Annotated in this window: 24 protein-coding genes and 1 tRNA gene; 14 read left to right on the top strand and 11 right to left on the bottom strand. The window is 67.3% G+C overall.

All coding sequences use genetic code 11. The features are described 5' to 3' along the window. Positions 1 to 14 precede the first annotated feature (14 nt). Both Q8K84_RS10115 and oppB read right to left on the bottom strand, forming a co-directional pair. The gene (locus Q8K84_RS10115) at positions 15 to 923 is read right to left on the bottom strand and encodes an ABC transporter permease (RefSeq protein ID WP_305282522.1); all 909 of its coding nucleotides are present in this window, start codon (positions 921 to 923) and stop codon (positions 15 to 17) included. Continuing rightward, positions 920 to 1,843, bottom strand: a complete 924-nt coding sequence (gene oppB, locus Q8K84_RS10120) for an oligopeptide ABC transporter permease OppB (RefSeq protein WP_305282523.1) — start codon at positions 1,841 to 1,843, stop codon at positions 920 to 922. The genes Q8K84_RS10115 and oppB overlap by 4 nt, the downstream gene beginning before the upstream one ends. A 119-nt stretch (positions 1,844 to 1,962) precedes the next feature. Here oppB and Q8K84_RS10125 point away from each other — a divergent pair, with 119 nt between their 5' ends. Then, positions 1,963 to 2,370 carry a TIGR01244 family sulfur transferase gene (locus tag Q8K84_RS10125; protein WP_305282524.1) on the top strand — a complete coding sequence of 136 codons (408 nt, stop codon included), beginning with the start codon at positions 1,963 to 1,965 and terminating at the stop codon, positions 2,368 to 2,370. A 12-nt stretch (positions 2,371 to 2,382) separates the two neighbouring features. Here the strand turns inward: Q8K84_RS10125 and Q8K84_RS10130 are convergent, their stop codons facing one another. After that, positions 2,383 to 2,541 carry a hypothetical protein gene (locus Q8K84_RS10130; protein ID WP_305282525.1) on the bottom strand — a complete coding sequence of 53 codons (159 nt, stop codon included), beginning with the start codon at positions 2,539 to 2,541 and terminating at the stop codon, positions 2,383 to 2,385. Positions 2,542 to 2,622: 81 nt separating this feature from the next. Here Q8K84_RS10130 and Q8K84_RS10135 point away from each other — a divergent pair, with 81 nt between their 5' ends. Then, positions 2,623 to 3,522 carry an MBL fold metallo-hydrolase gene (locus tag Q8K84_RS10135; RefSeq protein ID WP_305282526.1) on the top strand — a complete coding sequence of 300 codons (900 nt, stop codon included), beginning with the start codon at positions 2,623 to 2,625 and terminating at the stop codon, positions 3,520 to 3,522. Here Q8K84_RS10135 and Q8K84_RS10140 read toward each other — a convergent pair. Next, positions 3,519 to 5,816, bottom strand: a complete 2,298-nt coding sequence (locus Q8K84_RS10140; protein WP_305282527.1) for a long-chain-fatty-acid--CoA ligase — start codon at positions 5,814 to 5,816, stop codon at positions 3,519 to 3,521. The genes Q8K84_RS10135 and Q8K84_RS10140 overlap by 4 nt on opposite strands. A gap of 338 nt (positions 5,817 to 6,154) precedes the next feature. Between Q8K84_RS10140 and Q8K84_RS10145 the strand changes: the two genes are divergently transcribed. After that, positions 6,155 to 7,246 (top strand): 3-deoxy-7-phosphoheptulonate synthase, encoded by a 1,092-nt coding sequence (locus Q8K84_RS10145; protein WP_305282528.1) that lies wholly within the window; start codon positions 6,155 to 6,157, stop codon positions 7,244 to 7,246. A 4-nt stretch (positions 7,247 to 7,250) separates the two neighbouring features. Here the strand turns inward: Q8K84_RS10145 and Q8K84_RS10150 are convergent, their stop codons facing one another. Both Q8K84_RS10150 and pdxH read right to left on the bottom strand, forming a co-directional pair. After that, entirely contained in the window at positions 7,251 to 8,744 is a 1,494-nt protein-coding gene (locus tag Q8K84_RS10150) for a bifunctional aminoglycoside phosphotransferase/ATP-binding protein (RefSeq protein ID WP_305282529.1), read from the bottom strand. Between the two features lie 14 nt (positions 8,745 to 8,758). After that, positions 8,759 to 9,433 (bottom strand): pyridoxamine 5'-phosphate oxidase, encoded by a 675-nt coding sequence (pdxH, locus tag Q8K84_RS10155; RefSeq protein WP_305282530.1) that lies wholly within the window; start codon positions 9,431 to 9,433, stop codon positions 8,759 to 8,761. An 84-nt stretch (positions 9,434 to 9,517) separates the two neighbouring features. Here pdxH and Q8K84_RS10160 point away from each other — a divergent pair, with 84 nt between their 5' ends. Beyond that, entirely contained in the window at positions 9,518 to 10,228 is a 711-nt protein-coding gene (locus Q8K84_RS10160) for a DnaJ domain-containing protein (protein ID WP_305282531.1), read from the top strand. 3 nt (positions 10,229 to 10,231) lie between these two features. On the opposite strand, the gene Q8K84_RS10165 is transcribed toward Q8K84_RS10160, so the two are convergent. Further along, a complete protein-coding gene (locus Q8K84_RS10165; protein WP_305282532.1) occupies positions 10,232 to 10,495 on the bottom strand; it encodes a hypothetical protein in 264 nt (87 codons plus the stop codon). A gap of 108 nt (positions 10,496 to 10,603) precedes the next feature. Here Q8K84_RS10165 and aroC point away from each other — a divergent pair, with 108 nt between their 5' ends. From aroC to Q8K84_RS10185, 4 genes are all read left to right on the top strand, one after another. Beyond that, positions 10,604 to 11,725, top strand: a complete 1,122-nt coding sequence (gene aroC / locus Q8K84_RS10170; RefSeq protein WP_305282533.1) for a chorismate synthase — start codon at positions 10,604 to 10,606, stop codon at positions 11,723 to 11,725. 77 nt (positions 11,726 to 11,802) lie between these two features. Further along, a complete protein-coding gene (locus Q8K84_RS10175; protein WP_305282534.1) occupies positions 11,803 to 13,593 on the top strand; it encodes a hypothetical protein in 1,791 nt (596 codons plus the stop codon). Between the two features lie 121 nt (positions 13,594 to 13,714). Beyond that, a complete protein-coding gene (locus Q8K84_RS10180) occupies positions 13,715 to 14,287 on the top strand; it encodes a TetR/AcrR family transcriptional regulator (protein WP_305282535.1) in 573 nt (190 codons plus the stop codon). A 26-nt stretch (positions 14,288 to 14,313) separates the two neighbouring features. Next, entirely contained in the window at positions 14,314 to 14,697 is a 384-nt protein-coding gene (locus Q8K84_RS10185; RefSeq protein WP_305282536.1) for a VOC family protein, read from the top strand. Positions 14,698 to 14,893: 196 nt separating this feature from the next. On the opposite strand, the gene Q8K84_RS10190 is transcribed toward Q8K84_RS10185, so the two are convergent. Beyond that, positions 14,894 to 15,454 (bottom strand): DUF1579 domain-containing protein, encoded by a 561-nt coding sequence (locus Q8K84_RS10190; protein ID WP_305282537.1) that lies wholly within the window; start codon positions 15,452 to 15,454, stop codon positions 14,894 to 14,896. Between the two features lie 98 nt (positions 15,455 to 15,552). On the opposite strand from Q8K84_RS10190, the gene Q8K84_RS10195 reads away from it, so the two are divergent. The 3 genes from Q8K84_RS10195 (at position 15,553) to Q8K84_RS10205 (ending at position 17,191) form a co-directional block, all read left to right on the top strand. After that, a complete protein-coding gene (locus Q8K84_RS10195; RefSeq protein WP_305282538.1) occupies positions 15,553 to 16,248 on the top strand; it encodes a pirin family protein in 696 nt (231 codons plus the stop codon). Positions 16,249 to 16,417: 169 nt separating this feature from the next. Then, the gene (locus Q8K84_RS10200; protein WP_305282539.1) at positions 16,418 to 16,912 is read left to right on the top strand and encodes a response regulator; all 495 of its coding nucleotides are present in this window, start codon (positions 16,418 to 16,420) and stop codon (positions 16,910 to 16,912) included. Positions 16,913 to 16,987: 75 nt separating this feature from the next. Further along, the gene (locus tag Q8K84_RS10205; RefSeq protein ID WP_305282540.1) at positions 16,988 to 17,191 is read left to right on the top strand and encodes an NF038104 family lipoprotein; all 204 of its coding nucleotides are present in this window, start codon (positions 16,988 to 16,990) and stop codon (positions 17,189 to 17,191) included. A gap of 6 nt (positions 17,192 to 17,197) precedes the next feature. On the opposite strand, the gene queE is transcribed toward Q8K84_RS10205, so the two are convergent. Next, the gene (queE, locus tag Q8K84_RS10210; protein WP_305282541.1) at positions 17,198 to 17,830 is read right to left on the bottom strand and encodes a 7-carboxy-7-deazaguanine synthase; all 633 of its coding nucleotides are present in this window, start codon (positions 17,828 to 17,830) and stop codon (positions 17,198 to 17,200) included. Next, complete coding sequence (queC, locus tag Q8K84_RS10215; protein WP_305282542.1) at positions 17,827 to 18,558, bottom strand: 7-cyano-7-deazaguanine synthase QueC; 732 nt, start codon at positions 18,556 to 18,558, stop codon at positions 17,827 to 17,829. Before queC ends, queE begins: the two co-directional genes overlap by 4 nt. A gap of 376 nt (positions 18,559 to 18,934) precedes the next feature. Here queC and Q8K84_RS10220 point away from each other — a divergent pair, with 376 nt between their 5' ends. Beyond that, on the top strand, positions 18,935 to 21,703 hold the full coding sequence (locus Q8K84_RS10220; protein WP_305282543.1) for a TonB-dependent receptor: 2,769 nt from the start codon (positions 18,935 to 18,937) through the stop codon (positions 21,701 to 21,703). A gap of 295 nt (positions 21,704 to 21,998) precedes the next feature. Next, positions 21,999 to 23,507 (top strand): response regulator, encoded by a 1,509-nt coding sequence (locus Q8K84_RS10225; RefSeq protein WP_305282544.1) that lies wholly within the window; start codon positions 21,999 to 22,001, stop codon positions 23,505 to 23,507. Positions 23,508 to 23,633: 126 nt separating this feature from the next. Here Q8K84_RS10225 and Q8K84_RS10230 read toward each other — a convergent pair. Next, positions 23,634 to 23,710, bottom strand: a tRNA-Met gene (locus Q8K84_RS10230). Positions 23,711 to 23,832: 122 nt separating this feature from the next. Here Q8K84_RS10230 and Q8K84_RS10235 point away from each other — a divergent pair. After that, the coding region (locus tag Q8K84_RS10235) for a glycosyltransferase (protein WP_305282545.1) at positions 23,833 to 24,766 on the top strand (934 nt) is incomplete at its 3' end.

Genomic DNA, 24,766 nt, shown 5'->3' on the forward strand with positions numbered 1-24,766 from the left:
ACGCCCCAGCGGCGCTATCGGTCCTTGGGATCGATGGCGTCGCGCAGGCCGTCGCCGATGAAGTTGAAGCTCATCAGGGTGACCACCATGGTCACAGACGGGAAGACCAGCAGCCACCAGGCCAGCTCCATGTCCTGAGCCCCGTTGGCGATCAGGGTGCCCAGCGAGGCCATGGGCGGCTGCACGCCCAGCCCCAGGAAGGACAGGAAGCTCTCGGCCAGGATCACCGCGGGAATGGTCAGGGTCACATAGACCACCACGGGTCCGAGCAGATTGGGGATGATGTGCTTGGCGATGATGCCGCCGTCGCCCAGGCCGGCGGCGCGGGCCGCCTCGACGAACTCCTTGTGCTTCAGCGACAGGGTCTGGCCCCGCACGATCCGCGACATGGTCAGCCATTCCACCGCCCCGATGGCCACGAAGATCAGGATGATGTTCGAGCCGAAGGTGACCATCAGCAGGATGACGAAGAAGATGAAGGGCAGCGAGTAGAGCACGTCGACGACGCGCATCATGATTTCGTCGATCCGCCCACCGAGATAGCCTGCGACAGCTCCCCAGGCGACGCCGATGATCAGCGACACGGTGGTGGCCACCAGGCCAATGGCCAGGGAGACGCGCAATCCCGTCAACAGGCGCGCCAGCAGGTCCCGGCCCAGGGAATCGGCCCCCAGCAGGTGACCGTTGGTCAGGGGCGCCGCCCAGACGTGGTCCTTGTTGATCTGGTCATAGGCGTAGGGCGTGAAGTACGGCCCGATGATCGCCGCCAGCACCAGCAGGCCGAGCACGATCATGCCGCCGACCGCGGCCTTGTTGCGCATCAGACGCCGGCCGGCGTCATCCCACAGGCTGCGCCCCCGGGCGGCCTTTTCCATGGTCTGCGCGCCAACCCGCGAGCCCGGCGTCAGGATGGTTCCGGTCATGACAGTCGCACCCGCGGATCGAGAACCGCGTGCAGCAGGTCGGCGATCAGATTGAGGATCAGGATCAGGGCGGCGTAGAAGATCACCATGCCCATGACCACGGTGTAGTCGCGCTGGAGCGCGCTGATGACAAAGAACTTGCCCAGGCCCGGCAGGTTGAAAATCTTTTCCACCACCAGGGATCCGGTGATCAGGCCCGCCGCCGCGGGGCCCAGATAGCTGACCAGGGGGAGGATGGCCGCGCGCAGGGCGTGGCGGCGCACAATGCGGTTTTCCGGCAGGCCCTTGGCCCGGGCGGTGCGGATGTAGTTGGAGCGCAGCACCTCGACCATGCCAGCCCGGGTCAGGCGCGAAATGATCGCCACCTGCGGCAGGGTCAGCACCACGATGGGCAGAATCAGGTTGGGCAGAGCCCCGCCGTTCCATCCGGCGCTGGGCAGCCAGCCAAGCTTGGAGGCGATCAACAGCACCAGGACCGGCGCGGTGACAAAGGTGGGTATGCAGACCCCGAGTATGGCGATGGTCATCACCACATAGTCGGTCGTCTGATTCTGTCGCAGGGCGGCCAGCACCCCCAGACTGACGCCGATCACGGTGGCCAGGATGATGGAGGACAGGCCCAGGGTCAGGCTGACGCGATAATTCTCCTGCAGGATCTGCAGGACGGTCTTGTCCTTGTATTTCAGCGAGGGTCCGAGGTCGCCCTGGACCACGCCCGCCAGATAGGCGCCGTACTGCTCATGCAGCGGCCGGTCCATCCCGTACTTGGCCATGACATTGGCCTCGATCTCCGGTGACAGCTTGCGGTCCCCGTCGAACGGGCTGCCCGGAGCGGCGCGCATCATGAAGAAGGCCACCGTGATCACGAGGAACAGGGTGGGAATGGCGATGAGAAGGCGTCGGCCTATGAAACGCAGCATGAGGGGTGGCTTGGTCTTCCGCTGAAGGCCTGCGGCCTGGGGGCCGGGCGTTGCGAAACTTTCATCGCGCCCCGATGATGTCAAACAAAGCCGTAACCTTCGTCACACCCAAGGCCCCCATGACCCTGTTCCGACGCGTCACCGATCAGTTCTCCGTCAGCCCCCAGATCGCCGTGGACGATGTTGCGGCGGCCGCCGCGCAAGGTGTTGTCCTGATCATCAACAATCGGCCCGACGGGGAAGACCCGGCCCAACCCAGTGGGGCGGGGATCGAGGCGGCGGCGCGGGCCGCGGGGCTCGACTATATCGCCATCCCGGTCCGCGGCGGCCCGGACGCAGGGCAAGTCCTGGCGCAACGGGAGGCCGTCGATCAGGCGGATGGCCCGGTGCTCGCCTATTGCCGGTCTGGCACGCGCTCCATCGTCACCTGGGCGCTCGGCCAGGCGCAGGACGGGGCGATGGATCGCCAGACCCTCATCGCCCTGGGGGCCGAGGCCGGCTACGACCTGTCAGGCGTGTTGGGTTGAGCCCATCCCGGTTCAGCGCAGCTCCGCCAGGCTGACCCGTGCGGCCATGGCCGAGGGTTCGGCCTCGCAGCTGGCCAGGGCCAGGGTCAGCTGGGCCGCCATGAGACACAACATGGCGAAGGCCGCGCGCTGGAGCCGTTTTGAGACAAAAATGGCGGCATCTGCGATCATGTCTGACTTCCCTGCCCTTACGCCCATCCTGTTCCGCAACTTCGGCGCCGCCAGGACCGCCGCCCCCGGGAGCCCCCTTCGATGATTCCCTATGTCCGCGACATCCAGTTCGATTACGGGGTCTGCGATCAGGTCTCACCCCTGATCCGCCGGGTGGTCGCCCGCAATCCTGGCCCCTTCACCTTCATGGGCACGGGGACCTATATCGTCGGCCGCGGCGAGGTGGCGGTGATCGATCCGGGACCGGATCTGGCTGAGCATCTAGAGGCCATCCTCGCGGCCCTGGAGCCGGATGAGCGCGTCACCCACATCCTGGTGACCCACCACCACAGCGACCACTCGCCTCTGGCGCGGCCGCTGAAGGAAAAGACCGGAGCGACCATCTATGGCTGCGCCGTAGGGGCCGCCGCGGAGGAGTCGACGATCCGCACCGAGGCCGGCGCGGATTTCGACTTCGCTCCTGATGTCAGCCTGTGCGGCGGCGGGCAGGTGCTGGAGGGTCCGGGGTGGACGCTGGAGGCGGTGGCCACCCCTGGCCATACCTCGAACCACATCTGCTTCGCCCTGAAGGAGGAGAACGCCCTGTTCTCCGGTGACCACATCATGGGTTGGTCGACCACGGTGATCACACCGCCGGACGGCGACATGACCGACTATATGGAGAGCCTTGAGCGGGTGAAGGCCCGGGACTTCGACGTCCTGTGGCCGACCCACGGGCCGCCCATCCTTGAGGTCACCCCCTTCATCGAAGCCTACGCCGCTCACCGCCGCGCCCGGGAAGCCCAGGTGCTGGCTGCTGTCGGCGATGGCTATGAGCGAATCGTCGACATGGTGCCGGTGCTTTACGCAGCAGTGGATTCCCGGCTGCATCCGGCGGCGGCCAGGTCTGTGCTTGGGCACATGATCGACCTGGTCCGCCGGGGCAAGGTGGCCACCGACGGACCGCCGTCCATCGACAGCCGTTATCGTCTCGCGACCTAGACGCCCAGCCCGCCACTGGCGGCCAGGACCGCCAGGGTGATGACGCTGATCAGAATGGCGGCGAAGGCGGGCAACCAGTAACGGCGGAAGCCCCCCACGACAGCGACGACAATCGCCATGACGCCGGTGAAGGCGCTGGCCATGGCCACCTGTGGGAACCAGGCCAGGAACGCCCGGGCGAGGTCGCCGGTGACCCAGCCATAGCTCCACCCATAGGTCCCCGCCGCCCACATGGCGGCCGGGGCCAGGGCGATCAGAAGCGCGATCAGCATGAACAGCCCCGCCAAGGGCGAAGAGCGACGTCGCCTTGGCCGGGCCGCCGGCATGTAGATCGGCTGGTCCGTGGCCACCGCCTCTAGCGGCGCTTCAGCCGCCGGGACATAGGCGGGCCAGGGGGCCTCTGCGGTCGCTCGGGCCTCTACGGCCTCATCGGGAAAAGGGCCGAGGGCCTCCGCCACGGCCTCCCCGGTCGGGGTCGCGGTGGGCTCGGTCTGGGTGGGCTCCACCACCGTAAGGCCGTCATGTCCGCCGACGGTTTCCCCAGGGCCCGGCGCAGGCGTCCAGACCGAGGCATGCCCCTCGGGCTCCTCCGCGGCCTCGGTGGCCTCCGGTTCAGGGGCATAGAGCTTTGGCGAGGCCGCCAGCAGCGGCGCGGCCGGGACAGGCTCGGCCGTAGGCAGGCGGTAATCGGCCATCCGGTCGCGGATCAGCTTCTTGTCGATCTTGCCCGTGGCGCCGAGGGGAATATCGTCGACGAAAACCACGTCGTCGGGCATCCACCATTTGGCGATCTTGCCCTCCAGGAAGTCGAGGAACTCCTGCTTTGTGGCGCTCTCCCCCTCCTTCAGCTTGACCAGCAGGAGAGGCCGCTCATCCCACTTGGGGTGAGCGACGCCGATGACGGCGGCCAGCACGGCCTTGGGATGGCCGGCGGCCAGATTTTCGATCTCGATGGAGCTGATCCACTCCCCGCCGGACTTGATGACGTCCTTGGCGCGGTCAGTGATCTGCATGTAGCCATGACTGTCGATGGTGGCCACGTCACCGGTGTCGAAGAAGGCCTCTTCGTCCAGGATCTTCCCGCCGTCAGCCTTGAAATACTCCCCGACCACGAACGGCCCCTTGACCTTCAGCCGCCCAAAGGTCGTCCCGTCGTGGGGCAGACGAATATCGGCATCGTCCACCAGCTTCATTTCGATGCCGAGCGGCGGACGGCCCTGTTTGAGCTTGAAGCGGAGCTGCTCCTCCTCGCTCATGGCGGCGATCTTGTGGTTGGGGGTGGCCTGGGTTCCGAGCGGTGAGGTCTCGGTCATGCCCCAGGCGTGGGTCACGTCGACGCCGAACTCGTCGCGGAAGCCGCGGACGATGGCTTCGGGCACCGCCGAGCCGCCGATGACCACCCGCTTGAGGCTGGTCAGCTTGCCGCCGGTGTCGCGCAGGTGCTGCAGCAGCATTTGCCAGACCGTCGGCACCGCGGCGGAGAAGTTGACCTGCTCGCTCTCCAGCAGCTCATGGACCGAAGCGCCGTCGAGCTTGGGCCCTGGCATGACCAGCTTGGCCCCGACCGCGGGCGCGGAGAAGGCGATGCCCCAGGCGTTGGCGTGGAACATGGGCACCACCGGCAGGATGGAGTCCGCCGCGCCGACCCCCAGGACGTCGGCGCCCATGGTGGTCAGGGTGTGCAGGAAGTTGGACCGGTGCGAATAGAGCACCCCCTTGGGGTTGCCCGTGGTGCCAGACGTATAGCAGAGCCCCGCGGCGGTGTTCTCATCGAAGCCGCCCCAGGCGCAGTCGGGCGCAGCTTCGGCCACCAGGGTTTCGAAGCACAGGGCGCCCTCGATGGGGCAGTCAGCCATGTGCGCCTCGTCGGTCATGACGATGATTTTCTCGACCGTCGGCAGCTTGTCCTTCAACGCCGCCAGGATCGGCAGAAAGGTCAGGTCGGTGAAAATGACCCGGTCTTCGGCATGGTTGATGATGTAGGCGAGCTGCTCGGGGAACAGGCGCGGATTGAGGGTGTGGCAGACCATGCCGACCCCCATGATCCCGTACCAGGCCTCCAGGTGCCGGGCGGTGTTCCAGGCCAGGGTCGCAATCCGATCGCCCGGCTTCATGCCCAGGTTCAGCAGCGCGTTGGACAGGCGCTTGGCCCGGCCATGAACCTCGGCATAGGTGGTGCGGACGATGGGGCCTTCGACGCTGCGGCTGACGATCTCCCGGTCCCCATGCCATTCCTTCGCATGGTCCAGGATCTTGTCGACCGTCAGCGGCCAGTCCTGCATCAAGCCCAGCATTTATTCGCTCCCTAGGTTATCGGCGTTCTTGCGGGCTAAGCTAGTTTTGCGACGTCCGTTAGGCAACGAGAGTCGCCCGGCAGGGGCGTAAAGGGACGATCCTTGCGCAACCGGGGTGACAGCGGCTCCGCTGTGGGTTAAATCTGCTCCATCATGTCTCCGAACGCCGCCACCTATCTCTTTTGGTATTTTGGCTATCCGACGCCCCTGGCGACGGACGGAGTTCTGCTGACGTGACCCAGACGTAAGACGAACCCCACCGCCGCCGCCGATCCGGCGGCTTTTTTTATGGCCCGTCGGACGGCTCCGCCAAAGAGCCCATCCCAGAGAGCCTCGCCATGACCGCCACCGACTCCATCACCACTGACGACCTGCGCATCAGCTCAATCAAGCCGCTGACGCCCCCGGCCGAGATCATGGTCGCCCAGCCCCGCACCGGCCGCGCCACCGCCACAGTCACCAGCGGGCGCAAGGCCGCCCAGGACATCATCCATGGCCGCGACGACCGCCTCCTGGTGGTCATCGGCCCCTGCTCGATCCATGACCCCGATGCCGCCATGGAGTACGCCCAGAGGCTGGCGGCGGAGCGGACACGGTTCGCCGGCGAGCTGGAGATCCTGATGCGGGTCTATTTCGAGAAGCCGCGGACCACGGTCGGCTGGAAGGGGCTGATCAATGACCCGGGCCTCGATGGCGGATTCCAGATCGACCAGGGTCTTCGCATCGCCCGGGGCCTGCTGGCCGACATCAACGATATGGGCCTGCCGGCGGCCTGTGAGTTCCTGGATGTGACCACGCCGCAGTACATCGCCGACCTGGTCGCCTGGGGCGCGATCGGGGCGAGGACCACCGAGAGCCAGATTCACCGGGAGCTGGCCTCGGGCCTCTCCTGCCCCGTCGGGTTCAAGAACGGCACCGACGGCAATGTGCAGATCGCTGTGGACGCCGTGCGCGCCGCCAGCCAGCCGCACCACTTCCTGGCCGTGACCAAGGAAGGTCGCTCGGCTATCGCCGCCACGGCCGGCAATGGCGACTGTCATGTGGTGCTGCGTGGCGGATCGGCCCCCAACCACGACGCCCAGAGCGTCGCGGCCGCCTGCGCCCTGATCGAGAAGGCGGGTCTTGCCCCCCGGCTCATGATCGACGCCAGCCACGCCAACAGCGCCAAGAAGCCGGAGAACCAGCCTGCGGTCATCGCTGAACTCGCCGCGCGCCTCGGCGCCGGCGATCAGCAGATCATGGGGGTGATGGTGGAAAGCCACCTGGTGGCCGGCCGCCAGGATCTGGTCGCTGGCCACCCCCTGACCTATGGCCAGTCGATCACAGACGGCTGCATCGGCTGGGACGACTCCGTCGCGGTGCTGGAAACTCTGGCGGCTGCCGTTCAGGCCCGTCGCCAGGTCCTGGCCCGGGAGCCGGCCCAGGCCTGAGGCCTCAGGCCGGGGTCTGGGGATGGCTCCAGGCCTCGGCGGCCTCGTCGGCCGAACCCGAAGCATCGATCCGCGTCCAGTTGATTGCGCCCACCTCGTAGTCGAGTTGCTTCTGCAAGGTCTCCACCGTGGCGTCGGAGGCGTCACCGTGCCGGGCGTCGATCCGCGCGGCCAGGGTCTCGACTGGCGCCTCCAGCCAGACGCCGTCGAAGGCGACGCCGTGGCCCGTCGCGAGGGCCTCGGCCCGGCGGCGCAGGTCCGGTGAGATGAAGGTCGCGTCCAGCACCACGGCCCGCCCCGCCGCCAGGGCCTGGCCCGCCTCGCTGAACAGGGTGTCGTAGACCTGATCGTAGAAGCCGGGACCATAGGCGCTGGCCGGCAGGCGACTGTCGGGGGCGACCCCCATCAGCCGCTTGCGAACCTCATCGGTGCGCAGCACCACCGCCCCGGGCGCGGCGCCCAAGCCTGGCGCCACCAGTCGGGCGAAGGTGGACTTCCCGGTCCCTGACATGCCGCCTACGGCCATCAGCCGGGCCGGCGGAGGCGACAGGTGCGTCAGGGCGGCGTCGAGATAGGCGATCGCCGCGGCGTCATCGCCGGTGTGCGCCCAGACATGGGCTCGGACGCCCGCACGGACCGCCAGCATAAGCGGCAGGGTCGCCAGGCCGTCCCAGAGCTCAGGCCCGAAGCTGCGGGCCGCCTCGTCCAGATAGGCCGACAGCACCCGCACGGCGGCGTCGCGGCGGCGGCGGAAGTCCAGGTCCATCAGCAGGAAGGCGATGTCGTACTGAACATCCACATCCGACAGGGTGTCGTTGAACTCGATGCAGTCGAACAGGATCGGCCGCCCATCCTCCAGCAGGATGTTCCCCAGGTGGAGGTCCCCATGGCAGTGGCGGGCGAAGCCGCCCAGGGCCCGGGCGTCCAGCAGGGGCTGATGGCGGAAGAAGGCGGCGTCTGTCGCGGCGATGACGGCCTCGACCCGCTCGGCGCCCAGGCGCGGGGCGAGCTCACGCAGAAGATGGGCGTTGGAATCGATGGTGAATTTCAGCGCGCGGCCTCCGCCGCCCTGGGGCCGCAGGGGCGCTGCGGCGTGAAAGCCGGCGATGGTGCGTCCGAGGCTGTCGGCCAGAGGACCGTCCACCGCCCAGGGCTGGGCGGCCAGGACCGCATTTTCGTCGAACCGCCGCATCTCAAGGGCGAACTCCACGGCGTCGCCCTGCCCGTCGAACTCCAGACCGCCTTCGGCCGAGCGGGTGATGGCGCGCACCGTACGGTAGATGTCGGGCGCAGCGGCCCGGTTGAAGCGCAGCTCCCGATCCAGGGCCCAGCGCCGCAGCTCCAGGGTGGAATAGTCAAGGTAGCCCAGGTCCAGCCGTCGCTTGACCTTGAAGGCTCGTTCCGGGGTCAGGAACACGCGCGCGCAGGCGGTGTCGATACGGCGCTCAGCCTGACCTTCAAGCCAGGCGGCGACCTCAGCCTCTTCGGGGTCGCTCAAGGCTCAGGCGCCCTTCACGGATAGAGCCGTTCGGTCGCCCAGCCTTCGCCGCTACGCCGGAACACCAGCCGCTCATGCAGGCGGAACGGGCGATCGCGCCAGAACTCCATGGCGCTGGGCGCCAGACGGAAGCCCGACCAGTGCGGCGGGCGCGCGACCTTGCCCAGGCCAAAGCGCAGGCCGGTCTCAGCGATCCGCTTTTCCAGAGCTAGGCGATCAGGCAGGACCTGTGACTGCTCCGAGGCCCAGGCGCCGAGCTGTGAGGCCCGGGCGCGGGTGGCGAAATAGGCGTCGGCCTCCTGCGCGCTGACCGGGCTAATGTCCCCGCGCACCCGCACCTGGCGGCGCAGTGATTTCCAATGAAACAGCAGGGCGGCCCGAGGATTTTCCGCCAGCTGCCGCCCCTTGGCGCTCTCAAGGTTGGTGTAGAAGACGAACCCCTCCGGATCGACGTCCTTCAGCAGCACCATCCGCACGTCGGGCGCGCCATCGGCGTCGGCGGTGGCCAGCGCCATGGCGTTGGGATCGTTGGGCTCCTTGGCCCCGGCTTCCTGCAGCCACTGAGCGAACAGGGCGAAGGGATCGGTCTCCGTCAACAGAGGCGGCGGCTGCGCCTGGGTGACCTGGGCGACATAGTCGTCCTCGCTGGGGGAGGCCGGGATGAGAGAGTCTGAGGGGGGCTTAGACATGACCTGCGCCCTATAGCGCGCACCCGCCCCTTCGTCAGGGATTTAACGCGCCGTTGACGGCGTCCGGTCTAGGACTGCCATCCTATGAGCGGGACGGATCAGGCCCTGACGACGCGCGAGGCGCGGGAGCTTCTGGGCGTGGCGGCCGCCGCCTCGCCAGGGGAGCTGCGCCGCGCTTTCCGCAACCGGGCCAAGAGCGTCCATCCTGACCGCGCAGGGGGCGACGCGGACTCCTTTCGCCGCCTGGTGAAAGCCTATGACATCCTGCGCGGCGGCCCTCCCGGCGACAGCTTCCTCCGTCAACCTCCCAGCGTTCAGACCCGTCGCCACACGCCCGAGGTGGCCACGCTCAGCCTTACCCCTCACCTGGCCATCCACGGCGGACGGGCCGAGCATGATCTGGCCGACGGGCGTCGTCTGAGGATCACCGTGCCTGCCGGCCTGCGCAGCGGAGACCGGCTGCGCGCGGGCGGTGAAATCCTGACCATCGCCGTCCGGGGTGACGGGCAGCTGATTGTCCGGGGCGATGATCTGTGGATCACCGCCATCCTGGACCGGGCCTTGCTCGACCAAGGGGGGCGGGTGAGCCTCGATACGCCGCTGGGCTCGAGAGACGTGTGGATCACGCGCAAAGCCTCGACGCGCGGGTTGATACGCCTGGCCGGCGACGGCCTGCCGGCCCGGGGGCGTCATCGACAGGGCGACCTGTTCATCCGCCTGCAGCCCGCCAGCGAAACAGCGTCGAGCGCAGCGCGCACCCTGCTACGCCGGTTTGCGGCGGCATGGGCGGCCTGACCGTCAGTCGCGGTCGCGATCAGTAATGTTGAAGTTCACGTCCAGATCGAAGTCGTAGACGCCGTCGGCGCACTTGGCGTCTTCGACCTCATAGCCCTCGATCACGCCGTCATCCTCTTCACGCTCGATCTCGCGGGGATCGCCGCAGCCGACAGCGGACAGGGCGGCCAGGACGCGGGCGCGCTCCTCGACGGACGGCGGGGCGTCCGCGAAACTGGCGGTGGCCGGCAGCATGAGGGCGGCGATCGAGATGACCACGAGGCGCATGGGCTTGAACTCCTGTAGCGTTTTCATCCCCGAGACAGCGCAATTGAGCCGCAGGGGTTCCATATCGTGGGCGTGGCGCCTGCGCGGAAATGCGCTAAGAGCGCGCTCATGTCGCACAACACATTTGGCCATCTGTTCCGCGTCACAACCTGGGGGGAAAGCCATGGCCCAGCGCTCGGCTGCGTCATCGACGGTTGCCCGGCCGGCCTGTCCCTGACCGCCGAGGACGTCCAGGTCTGGCTTGACCAGCGTCGCCCCGGCCAAGGCAAGTTCGTCACTCAGCGCCAGGAGCCGGACGCGGTGCGCATCCTGTCGGGGGTGTTCGAGGACGAGCGCACGGGGGGTCCCGTCACGACCGGCACGCCGATCAGCCTGATGATCGAAAACACCGACCAGCGCTCGAAGGACTATTCCGAGATCGCCCGGGCCTTCCGGCCGGGCCACGCCGACTGGCCCTATTTCGCCAAGTACGGCGTCCGCGACTATCGCGGCGGCGGACGGTCCTCGGCCCGCGAAACCGCCGCCCGGGTGGCCGCCGGCGCCGTGGCCCGCAAGGTGCTGGACGGCGTCACCGTGCGCGGCGCCCTGGTGCAGATCGGCCCGCACGCGGTCGATCGCGACCGCTGGGACTGGGACCAGACCCGCGAGAACGGCTTCTGGTGTCCTGACACGGCGATGGTTCCGGTCTGGGAAGAACACCTGGAGACGATCCGCAAGGCCGGCTCCTCGACCGGCGCCGTCGTCGAGGTCGAGGCCGTCGGCGTGCCCGCCGGCTGGGGCGCGCCGCTCTACGGCAAGCTCGACGCCGAACTGGCCGCCGCGATGATGTCGATCAACGCCGCCAAGGGGGTGGAGATCGGCGCCGGCTTCGCCTCGGCGGCGCTGACCGGCGAGGAGAACGCCGACCAGATGCGCATGGGCAATGACGGCATCGCCTTCCAGTCCAACAAGGCCGGCGGCGTGCTGGGCGGCATTTCCTCCGGCCAGCCGGTGGTCGTGAGGGTGGCCTTCAAGCCGACCTCCTCGATCCTCACCCCGCGCCAGACGGTCAACGAGGCCGGCGAGGAGATCGAACTGCGCACCAAGGGCCGGCATGACCCCTGCGTGGGCATTCGGGCGGTGCCGGTCGTCGAGGCGATGTTGGCCTGCGTGCTGGCGGATGCGTTCCTGCGGCACCGGGGGCAGACGGGCGGCGGGGCGTTCGCGCCGGGCGGGGATGGGCGGCGCTAAAGACAAAAGCCGAATGAGTGCGACTCACCCCTAGAGGGTGATCTTGAGCTCCTTGTGACGGAGCTGTAGCGCCGTCATTGTTGGACATGGCCTCATCCTGTCTGACTCTTGCTGGCATCTGCCTGACCCAAGCGCCGATCAATTCTGGCGACAGCCTGTTTGGCTTCCCCGAATTTCTCACGGGCCTAGCGCTGCTTGCTCTGGTGTTCACACAGTCCGACCCGCTGTACCGTTTTCGGATTGCGGTCGCTCCGGTCCCTCTCGGCGGCTTTGCGCTGGCGGCAATATTGTTGGGAGGCGCAGGGTCTTTGCTGACAGACCTGTGGTTCGCACTAGGCTTGTACTCGCTGCCTTGGGGTCTCCCGAAAGCAGCCATTCAAGCGACCCTCGGCGGCCTTGTCTTCCTAACGGCACTGCTCTGGCTGACCTTCGCCTTCGCATGGCCGCCTCGATTCAGCCGGTTCAACGCCCGCAAGTTTACGATGGCGGTCTATCGAGGCCTCGCCGTTGGGGGCGAAGGAATCTTGCCCGTCATTGCCCTGGAAATTCGCCGCTCCTCAGCGAACATCATCGCGGCCTGCAAGCCAGCACTACAGAGCCGTCCGAGTCAGCTGGCCAAGGACCTACCGGAAGAGGCGGGATACGCCTTAGATCTACTGCGATTAATCGCCGATAGACGGCTCTGTCGCCAGATAGTCGCGACCTCACCAGGAACTGCCATGGCGCTAATTGATGAGGCAGCCCGACAGAAACAATATTCCGCGCCCTTGGGCCCGTTCGCGCAGAACATCACTATCGAGGCGATCAAAAACCACGACTCCGCCCTCTATCATGAAGACCGATATGGAACCTCTGGCTTGCTCGGGCAGATGCAACCATTCACCCGTGGCATGTACGGCTGCTACGAGCTCATCGAGCAGTCCGGCTCGGCGGCAGCCTCAGCGTTGGAACTGCACTATCGAGATACCGATGGATTGACGGCTAGCGAGTGGGAAGCCTACGGGCGGGCGCTCACCGTAACCACCGCGGACTACCTCCGAACCGAACGCCCTAGCAGCGGCTCGCAGGCGATCAAGCGTGCCATCGAGCACCTCGTCGGCTCCACCCGCACGCTCTACCAAATTGATGGAGTCACGGAATGGCATCAATGGCGTGACGAGTGGGCCAAGTTGCATTCGGCGATGTCGGTGATCAACGAGATCGTCGACCAAATTGATGCCAGTCCCAATCGACCAACTAGGCGACATGTACTGACGGGGCAACGCAAATATTACCAGCGTGATCTGACAGATGAGCTCTGCGATGGTCTACTTGAAATTCTCTTCCATGCCTCAGCGGTTAAGGGGCCCGCAGACACCGCATGGTCAATCCACCACAATAGCTTCTGGGATGGTATCAAACAGTTTGGGAATTCTTCGGAGACTTGGTCTGTTATTCGCGCCCGTTTGATTCGACTGCTCATCCACGAACTCGCGAACGTGCGTAAGTATGCAGACTTCAAATCAATTCGCATCATGGGACTGTTGCTGAACGTGCTCGGGGTCAACGAGCACCCAAAGGGGGACACGAACTCCGAGTTCGCTTTCCTGCGGCGGTACGTAATCCGGCTGGCCAAGACGACCTACATAAAGATCGTGACCGAACAGCCGCATGTGGCCGAAGCGGGCTTGCTGGGCGGGATCACCTTTGACGCCTCCAGTAAGCGACTCGTGAAGACCTACGCCCGCGGCCTGCGGGTCGAGCCAGCGCGCGAGTATCTTGACCTCGATGACTGGACGCCTCCGCCCAGAGGCGCAACTGACGACCTGCCGGCGGCCAAGCGACGACGCCGTTCCGTCAGAAGGCATTCGCGCGCCGCTGATAGATGAGACGATGATGGCCTGCATGCTGTCCGACGCGTTCCTGCGGCCGGCCGCACATGCCCCGCCAGCCCCTTGACACTGACCGCTGGTCAGTAACTAATGACCATCGGTCATCAGGATTGGATCGATGGGCAAACCCGCACGCCGCCGCCTCCAGCCCGAGGCGCGCAAACTTGAGATCATCGAGGCCGCTGAACGCCTGATGGCCGTTGAAGGTTCGCGGGTGCGGGTCGAGGACGTGGTCCGCGAGGCGGGCGTCGCCAAGGGCACGTTTTTTCTCTACTTCCCCACCTGGGACGACCTGCTCGAAACGGTCCGTCAGCGTCTCGTGTCGGAGTTCGACACAACCCATCCCCTGCCGACCGAGGCCGAAGGACCGATCGACTGGCCGGGTCTGGTGGAGTCCCAGGCGGCCGCCTTCATCGACTTCAAGCTGGCGCGCCAGGGCTTTGGCGACGCCGTGTTCCATTCGGAATTCGCCGAGCGGCGCCCCCTGGCCGACCACGGCATCCTGCGGCTCTCCGCGGTCATTCGCGCGGGCCAGGAGGCCCAGGCCTTCGGGCCGATCGACCCGGACGCCACGGCGCGCCTGCTGTTCGCCGTCATTCACGAAGCCGCCGACGCCGTCGCGGAAGGGGCCGACCGCGCGGCCATCGTGGCGGCGCTGAACAGCCTTTTGCGGCGCACGCTGGCGCCCTGATCACCCCCGTCCGAGGAGGACCACCGATGAGTGAGAACGTGAACGTCCGCTACATGGTCAGCGATGTACAGGCGGCCGTCGATTGGTACGTCGGCCATTTCGGTTTCACCGTGCAGCTCAACGCCGCCCCGGCCTTCGCCTCGGTGGAAAAGGGCGCGCTGCGGCTGCTGCTGAGCGGGGCGAAGAGCTCCGCCGGCCGGCCGATGCCCGATGGTCGCCAGCCCGAGCCCGGCGGCTGGAACCGCTTCCAGCTGATCACCCAGGACATCGCCGCCGAAGTCGATCGCCTGCGCACCGAGGGCGTGAGCTTCCGCAATGACATCCTGTCAGGCCCCGGCGGCTCGCAGATCCTTGCGGAGGATCCCTCGGGCAATGTGGTCGAGCTGTTTCAGCCGGCCGGGCGGGGGTGAAGCGGCTGCGCAGTGATGTCTGCGCTGAGACGATTAAATCGCTCCGTCATGGCCCGACTTGTTCGGGCCACCCAAGCGCGCTGACGCGAAGATTTGGCCCGCCGAGGGTCAACGCTCCGCCGTGAAAGACCGTGTTCCTGGGTGGCCCGAACAAGTCGGGCCATGACGCCGAATTTAAAGCGCATGTCGATCTGCCCTACCCTGCCCTCGTGAACCGCATTTCCCAGTTCGTCTCCCAGGTCGCGCCGCCGTCTTCGGAGAAGGCTTGCCGCCATTCGCAGCTGACCGGCGTGATGGCCGACCAGAGGAAGCGGACCTTGATCGGCCTGCCCTGGAAGACGTCGTCGCCGAGGAACAGGCCCTCCCCGTCCGTGAAGGCGCCGTGGACCGGCGGATCGATGTCCGGGTAGCGGGAATCCAGCCACCAGATCGACCAGCGCCGCCGGGCCGGGTCGAACCGGCGAACGGTGACGGCGGCGTAGGCGCCCTCCGGCAGGTCGACCTGGTTGTCGTCCATGTTGCCCAGGCCCCGCATCGCCTTCCGCATGACGCAGGTCCCGTCGAACTCCGTCCAGCCCCCGCACCCGGCGAGCCGGGCGTTCAGCCGCCGGTGGCGGATGGTCCAGCGGCCGACGAGGAAGTCAAAATCCTGGCGGCCGTCGTCGAGGTCGGGGGTGGTCTGCATGGCCGTGATCCCTTGCCGCGTCGGTGCGTTGAGGGCCTCATAGACGGCGACGCTGTCAGGGCCTGTCAGCATGGTGGCGGCACGATCGGGTGGATGCCGACCTTCTGGCACTGACTCAGTTGCAATTAAGCGAGCCAGCCCCTATCTCTCGCTCGAAAGGGAGACACCCCATGATTGATCGCAGGCCCTTCGAGCAGCTTGGTCACGCCGACCACGGCTGGCTCAACGCCCGACACCACTTCAGTTTCGCCAACTGGTACGAGCCCACCCGCATGGGCTGGGGCGCCTTGCGCGTGTGGAACGACGACGAGATCGCGCCGAAGTCGGGCTTCCCGCCCCATCCACACAACGACATGGAGATCATCACCTATGTCCGCACCGGGGCGATCACCCACCAGGACAGCCTGGGCAACAAAGGCCGCACCGGCGCGGGCGACGTGCAGGTGATGAGCGCCGGGACGGGCATCCGTCACGCCGAGTACAATCTCGAGGACGAGACCACGACCCTGTTCCAGCTGTGGATCGAGCCCAGGGAGCGGGGCGGCGCGCCGTCCTGGGGCGCCAAGCCCTTTCCCAAGGGCGACCGGTCGGGCCGGTTCGTGGCCCTGGCCAGCGGCCTGGGCGACGAGGGCGCCCTGCCCATCCGCACCGACGCGCGGGTGCTGGGCGCGACCCTCAAGGCCGGGGAATCGACCACCTACGCCCTCGGCGCCGGGCGGCACGCCTACCTGGTCGCGGCCACCGGCCAGGTCGAGGTGAACGGCGTCACCCTCAACGCCCGCGACGGCGCGGCGATCAAGGATGAACCGCTGTTGACGATCCGCGCGGAAGCCGACGCCGAACTGGTGCTGGTCGACGCGGCGTAGTAACGGCTCGCAATTGCTCGCATTCCGCGCAAGTCGGTGAACCTGTTCAGCTTTTTTCCGTTGACCGCCCGCGAGGGTGGCCCCTACGAGTCGCGCTTCGAGGCCACGACGTCCGGCGCCGGGGGAGCGCCGGGCGTCACCGCCCAACTGCTGGGACGCCATCGCATCCGTGCGTTTTGAACTGATCAGAATCCTGCTGGTCGATGACAACCACCACATGCGGGTGCTGTTGACCGAGATCCTGCGCGCCATCGGCGTCAGGCACGTCCACGAGGCCGGCGACGGCGCCGAGGCGTTGCAGATCATGCGCGTCCATCAGGTCGACGTCGTCATGACCGACCTGGCGATGCAGCCGCTGGACGGCATCGACTTCGTCCGCCTGCTGCGCAATTCGCCCGACAGCCCCAACCAGATGTGCCCGGTGATCATGATCACCGGCCATTCGACCTCGCGCCGCGTCGGGGAAGCCCGCGACGCCGGGGTCAACGAATTCCTCGCCAAGCCGGTGACCGCTCGCGGCGTGATCGAGCGGATCGGCGAGATCGTTGAGCATCCCCGGGCCTTCGTCAGGGCGCCGGACTATTTCGGCCCGGAACGCCGCCGCAAGGCCGAGGCGCACTTCGCCGGCCCCTGGCGCCGCGGCAGCGACCCGCGGCGCGACTGATTATCCCGACGCGCGGCCGGTCATCTTTCGGCGATCATTGTCCGCTACCGCTCGGGCGTTTCACGGAGATCGTCCATGACCCTTCGCAAGATCGCGCTCCTTCTGGCGCTCGCCGTCGTCCCGCTGGGCCTGCAGGGCTGCCTGGCCATGGCCGCGGGCGGCGCCGTGGTGGGCGCTGCCGGCGCGGTCGTGGTCACCACCGCCAAGGTCGGCGGCGCCGTGGTCGGCGCGGTGATCCCGGACGGGGACGAGGGCAAGAAGAAGAAAAAGGATCGCTAGGATCCGTCAGGGCAGGCCGAGATACTTGTGGGTCTGCACGCTCAGCCGCCAACGGGGGTGGGAGAGGCAATAGGCGACCGCCGCGGCGGTGTTGGCCTCGCGGTCGGGGCCGTCCATCGGCTGGAGAGAGAACCGCTCGAAATCGAGCCCCTCGAAGTGGGCCGGATCGACCCCCGGCTGGGGATAGACCAGCTTCAGCTCCTGCCCCGAGGTCTGCACGACCGGGGCGTCGGCCTTGGGGCTGACGCAGATCCAGTCGATCCCCGGCGGCGCGACGAGGGTGCCGTTGGTCTCCACCGCGATGGCAAAGCCTGCCGCGTGCAGGGCGTCGATCAGTGGCGTATCGAGCTGCAGAAGCGGCTCGCCGCCGGTGCAGACCACCAGCTTGCTGTCATCGGGCCCGGTCCAGGCGGCGTTGACCGCGGCCGCCAGGTCCTCGGGGGTGATGAACTTGCCGCCGCCCTGCCCGTCCGTCCCGACGAAATCAGTGTCACAGAAGGTGCAGACGGCCTTGCTCCGGTCCTGTTCGCGGCCACTCCAAAGATTGCAGCCGGCGAAGCGGCAGAACACCGCCGCCCGGCCGGCCTGGCCGCCCTCGCCCTGCAGGGTGAGGAAGATCTCCTTGACGCTGTAGGTCACGGCTGCACCGGCCGGCCGGCGGCGACCCAGGCGTCCCAGCCGGCGGCGCGCAGCTCGCAGGCCGGGCATTGTCCGCAGCCGTGGCCCCAGGGGTGAAGCTCGCCCCGCTCGCCGCGGTAGCAGGTGTGACTCTCCTCAACGATCAGCCCGACCAGCGCCTCTCCACCCAGGCTCGCGGCCAGGCCCCAGGTCTGCGACTTGGTCAGACGCATAAGCGGCGTCTCGATGCGGAAGGCCCCTCCCATGCCGAGATTCAGCGTCCGCTCCATGGCGTCGATGGTCTCGCGGCGGCAGTCGGGATAGCCGGAATAGTCGGTCTCGCACATGCCCCCGACCAGCGCGGTGAGGCCGCGGCGGTCCGCCAGGGCGGCGGCGTAGACCAGGAACACCAGGTTGCGGCCGGGCACGAAGGTCGAGGGCAGGCCCCGCTGCGTCATCTCGATGGCCCTGTCGGCGGTCAGGGCCGACTCGGCCACCGCCCCGAAGCTGCGCAGGTCCAGCACATGGTCCTCGCCCAGTCGCCCGGCCCAGTGCGGAAAGCGCTCCAGCAGCCCGACGCGGACCCGCAGTCGGGCCTCCATCTCGACGATGTGGCGCTGGCCGTAGTCGAAGCCGACCGTTTCCACCCGCCCGTAGCGCGCGAGGGCCCAGGCGAGGCAGACGGCCGAGTCCTGGCCCCCGGAGAACAGGACCAGGGCGCCGTCGGCGGTCGGTGGGGCGGAAGTCATGGGGCGGCGGCGACCGGAACAGCGAAACGGGGGGCGGAAGGAACCTGTCCTGTACACCACCGGTCCGCCCCCCGAAACGGGTCACGACTCGCCCCGGCGCCGCAATTCCGGGCGCCGGCTCCCGCCGGGCGAGAAGAAGTCGTTTCCCAAGCGTCACTTGGAGAAGCAGGCCTGCAACACCAAGGTGAAAAGCGGCAACTTAACGGCCCTCACATGGCCGGGACTGTTGACACCCGGGTAACGCCCGTATGCAATCAGGGAAGCTGCGGGGGGATGTGTCGTGCGCCCCTGCTGCAACGATTGGCGCGACACTTGAGGAAACAACGACGCCGCCGAACCTCGCTGACGAGGTCGCGCCGTCCGGGGAGGGTTACGAATGTCCGAATCTCTGCGCCTGCGCAGCCTGCTAGCCGCCAGCGTATCGGCCGCCGCCATGCTTGGCGTCGCCGTGCCTGCTTTCGCCCAGGATACGACCGTCGGCGACGTCGTCGTGACCGCCCAGAAAAAGGAAGAAGCGCTTCAGGACGTGCCGATCGCGGTGTCGGCCTTCAGCGCCGAGAGCCTTGAGAAGGCGAAGATCGACGGCGGCCCGAACCTGGTTCTGGCGGTGCCGAACGTGAACTTCTCCAAGGGGAACTTCACCGGCTACAACTTCCAGATCCGCGGCGTCGGCTCCAAGCTGGTCTCCGGCTCCGGCGACGCCGGCACCGGCATCCACCTGAACAACGCCCCGCTGACGGCCAACAACCTCTTCGAGTCGGAATTCTTCGACGTTGAGCGCGTGGAAGTCCTGCGCGGCCCGCAAGGCACGCTCTACGGCCGCAACGCCACCGGCGGCGTGGTCAACCTGATCTCGGCCAAGCCGACCGACGACTTCGAGGCGCTGATCCGCCTGGAGGCCGGCAACTTCGGCAGCAAGAAGGTCCGCGGCATGGTCAACCTGCCGCTGGGCGACATGCTCGCCCTGCGCGTCGCCGGCGCCATGCTGCAGCGCGACGGCTACGGCGAGAATATCACCACGGGCAATGACGTCGATGACCGCGATCTGTGGAACATCCGCGCCACCCTGGCCTTCAACCCGAGCGACACGTTCCGCACCTACCTGATGTGGGACCACTTCGAGGAAGACGACAGCCGTTCGCGTATCGGCAAGCAGCTCTGCGTGAAGGACACCGGTCCAGCCAGCATCGGCGGCACGGCCTATGACGCCGACTTTGGCGGCCTCATCGGCCAGATCCAGCGCGGCTTCTTCAGCCAGGGCTGTAGCGAAGCCAGGGTCGATGATCCCAACATCCTCGGCACGCTCAATACCCAGGCGACCCTCGGCGGTCTGTTCGGGGCGCTGACTGGCCTGACCACCGGCGACGCCTTCGCCAGCCAGATGCAGGACCCGGACGTCCGCAACATCGCGGCGGCGGCCGACCCGATCTACCGGGCCGAGACCGACATCGTTCAGTTCAACATCTCCTGGGACCTGACCGACGATCTGCTGCTGACCGCCCTCACCGGCTACAGCAAGAACTACCTGTTCACGCGCCAGGACTACAACCGCATGGTCCCGAACACGGCGTTCAACGCGTCGCCGAACCCGGTCAACGCCTTCGCGGCCGTTCCTGGATACGCGGCCGTCATCTATCCGGCGCTGTTCCCCGGCGGCGTGGTGAACGACCCGCAGATCGGTCCGTTCGACCGGTTCTCCACCCAGGACATCTCGGGCGGCGAAAGCACCAACTGGACCCAGGAACTGCGCCTGCAGTCGAACTTCGACGGTCCGTTCAACTTCAACGTCGGCGCGATCTACCTCGATTTCCGCTCCGAGGGCGACTACTACGTGATGTTCAATACGGGCACCGCGTACGTCCAGTTGACCAACCTGCTTGTGACAGGGGCGGCGAACTGCGCATCGACCAACCCGGCGTGTATCTTCATCGACCCCAATGAAACGCCCAACCGCTCGGGTCATAACTACTATGACAACACCGGCGAGTATCACCTGAAGTCGCGCGCGGCTTTCGGCGAGGTCTACTGGCAGCTGTTCGACAACTTCAAGATCACCGGCGGCCTGCGCTACACGCACGACATGAAGCGCACCGAGAACCGTCCGGTGGTGCTGGCCGCCGCCGGCGGTGGCGGCATTCCGCTGGCTGCGATTCCCTACTCCTCGGCCGACTTCGAAGAGATGACCGGGCGTCTGGGTTTCGACTGGAAGCCGGATATCGCCCTGACGGACGAGACCCTGGTCTACTTGTTCTACTCGCGCGGCTATAAGGGCGGCGGCATGAACCCGCAGTGCTCGGCCGTCGTGGGTTGTCCGCCGGCGACCTTCGATCCGGAGTTCGTCGACGCCATCGAACTGGGCACCAAGAACACCCTGATGGGCGGCGCCATGGTGCTGAACATGACGGCGTTCAAGTACGACTACATCGGCTACCAGGTCTCCAAGATCGTGAACCGCACCTCGGTGAACGAGAACATCGACGCCGAGATCAAGGGCCTGGAGCTGGAGACGGTCTGGTCGCCGATGGACGGCCTGCGCCTCAACGCGCAGATCGGCTATCTGCAGACCGAGATCACCGGTGGCGACTCGATCGACACCTTCAACCGGACCCAGGACGATCCCAACCTGGTCCTGGTGAAGTCGAGCGCGGCGTCCAACTGCGTGGTCAGCATGGCGACCGCCCAGGCTGCCCTGGGCTTCTCCAACGCGACCAACAATCCGTTCGCGCTCCTCGGCCTCTGCGCTGGCGCCTTCGGTGCGGCGTCCGACGGGGTCGCGGTCAATCTGACCGGCAAGGAACTGCCCAACTCGCCGCACTGGACGATAGCGCTTGGCGCCCAGTACCAGTGGGAGTTCGGCGGCGGCTGGGAAGGCACCTTGCGGGCCGACTACTACCGCCAGACCGACTCCTTCGCGCGAATCTACAACTCCGCCGCCGACCGCCTGGAAGGCTGGGAGAACGCCAACGCCACCTTCACGGTCTCCAACTACGAAGCCGGCTGGTCGGTGGAAGCCTACGTCAAGAACATCATGGACGATGCTCCGTTGACGGACACCTACCTGACCGACGACTCGTCGGGTCTGTTCCGCAACGGCTTCTACCTTGAGCCCCGCACCTACGGTGTGGCGGTGACCAAGACCTTCTAAGGCGCAAGCCCTCTGAAGACAGGAACGGCGGGGATGCAAATCCCCGCCGTTTTTCTTTGTCCGCTAGTGTCCCGATTCCGAAGTTCGCATGTGCTTGTGGCGGGCGCCGACGAACTTCGGAATCGATAAGGACACTAGCCAGTCCAGGCTTCTAGTGTGCTCCTGGATTTAAAGTTCGCACGCAGCCTGACCCAACACTTGGGCGAACTTTACATCCAGCACACTAGCGCGCTTAACCTATCTTCAAGTGCAATCATGCATGGTGAGGGTCGGTTTGACCCTTGCGCGCGACCCAATGGACACCCTTGCCAGCTTTGTTGACGGCCGCGCGCCCCTCCAGACAGGGTCCGACTGCGCCGTGGCCCAGGCCCGCTTCGCCGCCGAGTCCGACGCCGTCGTGCTGGCCGTCTGCGATGGCGAGCGCCCGATCGGCCTGATCTCGCGTGAGGTGGCCATGGCCCAGAGGGACGGCGCCCGCCCGATAGCCGAGATCATGGATGCACAACCGGCCATCGCCCAGGCCGGCATGACCCCCTGGGGCTTCCGCGAACATCTGCTGGCGACCCGTCCCGCCGCCCTGAATCGGGGTTTCATTATCGTCGAGGACGACCGGTACGTGGGCGTCGGCACGCCCCTGACCCTGTTGACCGCCCGCCGCCCCCGCAGCCGAACGCTGCAGGACCCCGGCGCGATCCTGATCCAGCGCATGAGCGGCGAGGTCCTCCGCCACCTGGCCGGTGTGGCCGATTTCACGAACCGCCTGCGCCAGCAAAACCTGCCTCCTGACGCCCAGGCCTGCGTCCGCGCCATCCTCGAGACCGGCGAGGAGCTGACCTCAATGATGCGTCGCGCGGTGGATCTGCACGAGGCTGACCTGGGCGTGCTGTCGTTCGACACCAGGCCCTGCCAGCTGCGCGAGCTGATGGACGCCGTGGACGCCCGCTGGAAGACCCGCGCGGCCAACAGCGGCCTGACCCTGCTGACCGCCTATGACGGCGATTCCGAAGCCGTCGCCGACATCGATGAACACCGGCTGATGCAGGTGTTCGACGCCCTGATCTATCGCGCCCTGAGCGAGACCCGCCGTGGTGCGGTCGAGGCCAGCCTGAAGGTGCGACCCACCGACAACGGCCTGATTCTCGAAGGCCGCGTGCGCGACGCCGGCGGCGACGTGAGTCCGCAGCGCCTGGCCCGCATCTTCGAGCCCGTCGGCAGCGTCGACGACCATGGCGAGGGACTGTCCACGGGCCTGGGCATGGCGCTGGCCAGCCGCATCGCTTCGGCGGCCGGCGGCGTGATCCGCGCCGAGCCCAACCCGGGCGCCGGCGTCACGGTCGTGTTCGAGTTCATCGCCCGCCAGGCCAAGAGCGTCGCCGCCGCCGCCCCGGCCCCGTCCGAGGCCCCGGCCCACGCCGCTCACATCCTGATCGTCGACGACAACGCCACCAACCGCATGGTCGCCGAGGCCCTGTGCGAGATGTTCGACTGCACTTCGGAACAGGCGGTGGACGGTCTGGAGGCGCTGGACGCCGTGCAGGCCCGCCGCTTCGACCTGATCCTGATGGACATCAAGATGCCGCGCATGGACGGCGTGGCCGCCACCCGGGCCATCCGCGCCCTGCCCGGCCCGGTGGGCAGGACGCCGATCATCGCCCTGACCGCCAACGCCGATCCTGACGACGTGCGCGGCTACATCGAGGCGGGCATGAACGACGTGGTCGAAAAGCCGATCAAGGCCGACCGCATGCTCGCGGCCCTGCAGGCGGCCCTCGACGCGGCCGACGACCAGTCCGCGGCGGCCTGATACCTATTCCGGGGACAGTTTACCTATTTCGGCCTCGACCTCGCGACCGACGCCGTCCTGGAACGAAATAGGTAAACTGTCCCCTGATTAGCGCCGCCTCCGTCGCCGGAAGTCTCGCGTTTCGGATGGTAGCTGGGGGCGGGATCGAACCGCCGACCTGTGGGTTATGAATCCACCGCTCTAACCATCTGAGCTACCCAGCCATACGCGGCGGAGCTCCATCCGAGAGCGCAAGAGGCGGCCTTATACGGGCGCATCGGTTCCGCTTCAAGAGCACGTCATGCGGCTTGGGAAACCGGCCTTGGACAGCTAGGGTCGCGGCCGCATGAGCGTCCTCCATCTGCTCGGGTCCGGCGGCGACGGCGGCGCCGAGACCTACTTCGTCGACCTCGTCTCGGCCCTGCATCGCGCGGGGGTCGCGGAGGCCTGCGCCATTCGCCGCCACCCGGCCCGCAGCCGCGCCCTGGCCGAGGCGGGGGTGATCTCGCGCAGCTTCGGATTCGGCGGTCCGCTGGACCTGCTGACCCCGCCCCTGATCGGCGCCTGGGGTCGGCGGATGAACGCGAAGGTGATGGTCGCCTGGATGAACCGCGCGGCCCGCCACACCCCCGACGGTCCCTGGCGGCGCATCGGCCGGCTGGGGGGCTACTACAGCCTGAAGTACTACCGCGGCTTCGACCACCTGGTGGGCAACACGCGCGACATCGTCGACTGGGCCGTCGCCCAGGGCTGGCCGGCGGCGCAGGTCAGCTACATCCCCAACTTCGCCGGCGGGCCGGACGACGGCGCGCCGGTGGACCGGGCGAGCCTGGACACGCCGGAGGGCGTTCCTCTGCTGCTCGGCATGGGTCGGCTGCACGAGTCCAAGGCCCACGACGTCAGCCTCAAGGCCCTGACACAGATCCCGGACGCCTGGCTGTGGATCGCCGGCGCCGGCGCGCTGGAGGACAAGCTGAGGGCCATGGCGATCGCCCTGGGCGTGGCCGACCGGGTGAGGTTCCTCGGCTGGCGGCAGGACGCGGCGGCCCTCTATCGCGCGGCGGATGTCTGCCTGTTTCCCTCGCGGTTCGAGCCGCTGGGCAATGTGGTCATCCAGGCCTGGGCCCATGGCCTGCCCGTCGTCGCCGCCAACAGCCAGGGCCCCGGCGCCCTGATCCGCGACGGCAAGGACGGTTTTCTCATCCCCATCGATGACGCCGACCTCCTCGCAGAGCGGGTCAAGGCCGTGCTGGCCGACCCGATGCTGCGCATCCGCCTGA

The organism is Phenylobacterium sp. (assembly GCF_030679875.1).
GTDB lineage: Bacteria > Pseudomonadota > Alphaproteobacteria > Caulobacterales > Caulobacteraceae > Phenylobacterium.

Excerpts from the sequence above, each read along its gene's own strand:
- Q8K84_RS10165 (WP_305282532.1), bottom strand. The coding sequence starts at position 10,495 with ATGCGCCTCGTGGTCATCTCGATCGCCGCCCTCATGCTGCCGGCCACC.
- Q8K84_RS10145 (WP_305282528.1), top strand. The coding sequence starts at position 6,155 with ATGACCGCCACCGACTCCATCACCACTGACGACCTGCGCATCAGCTCA.
- Q8K84_RS10190 (WP_305282537.1), bottom strand. The coding sequence starts at position 15,454 with ATGCTGACAGGCCCTGACAGCGTCGCCGTCTATGAGGCCCTCAACGCA.
- aroC (WP_305282533.1), top strand. The coding sequence starts at position 10,604 with ATGTCGCACAACACATTTGGCCATCTGTTCCGCGTCACAACCTGGGGG.
- oppB (WP_305282523.1), bottom strand. The coding sequence starts at position 1,843 with ATGCTGCGTTTCATAGGCCGACGCCTTCTCATCGCCATTCCCACCCTG.
- Q8K84_RS10135 (WP_305282526.1), top strand. The coding sequence starts at position 2,623 with ATGATTCCCTATGTCCGCGACATCCAGTTCGATTACGGGGTCTGCGAT.
- Q8K84_RS10140 (WP_305282527.1), bottom strand. The coding sequence starts at position 5,816 with ATGCTGGGCTTGATGCAGGACTGGCCGCTGACGGTCGACAAGATCCTG.
- Q8K84_RS10225 (WP_305282544.1), top strand. The coding sequence starts at position 21,999 with ATGGACACCCTTGCCAGCTTTGTTGACGGCCGCGCGCCCCTCCAGACA.
- Q8K84_RS10195 (WP_305282538.1), top strand. The coding sequence starts at position 15,553 with ATGATTGATCGCAGGCCCTTCGAGCAGCTTGGTCACGCCGACCACGGC.
- Q8K84_RS10180 (WP_305282535.1), top strand. The coding sequence starts at position 13,715 with ATGGGCAAACCCGCACGCCGCCGCCTCCAGCCCGAGGCGCGCAAACTT.
- Q8K84_RS10130 (WP_305282525.1), bottom strand. The coding sequence starts at position 2,541 with ATGATCGCAGATGCCGCCATTTTTGTCTCAAAACGGCTCCAGCGCGCG.
- Q8K84_RS10160 (WP_305282531.1), top strand. The coding sequence starts at position 9,518 with ATGAGCGGGACGGATCAGGCCCTGACGACGCGCGAGGCGCGGGAGCTT.
- pdxH (WP_305282530.1), bottom strand. The coding sequence starts at position 9,433 with ATGTCTAAGCCCCCCTCAGACTCTCTCATCCCGGCCTCCCCCAGCGAG.
- queC (WP_305282542.1), bottom strand. The coding sequence starts at position 18,558 with ATGACTTCCGCCCCACCGACCGCCGACGGCGCCCTGGTCCTGTTCTCC.
- Q8K84_RS10185 (WP_305282536.1), top strand. The coding sequence starts at position 14,314 with ATGAGTGAGAACGTGAACGTCCGCTACATGGTCAGCGATGTACAGGCG.
- Q8K84_RS10125 (WP_305282524.1), top strand. The coding sequence starts at position 1,963 with ATGACCCTGTTCCGACGCGTCACCGATCAGTTCTCCGTCAGCCCCCAG.
- Q8K84_RS10220 (WP_305282543.1), top strand. The coding sequence starts at position 18,935 with ATGTCCGAATCTCTGCGCCTGCGCAGCCTGCTAGCCGCCAGCGTATCG.
- Q8K84_RS10115 (WP_305282522.1), bottom strand. The coding sequence starts at position 923 with ATGACCGGAACCATCCTGACGCCGGGCTCGCGGGTTGGCGCGCAGACC.
- Q8K84_RS10205 (WP_305282540.1), top strand. The coding sequence starts at position 16,988 with ATGACCCTTCGCAAGATCGCGCTCCTTCTGGCGCTCGCCGTCGTCCCG.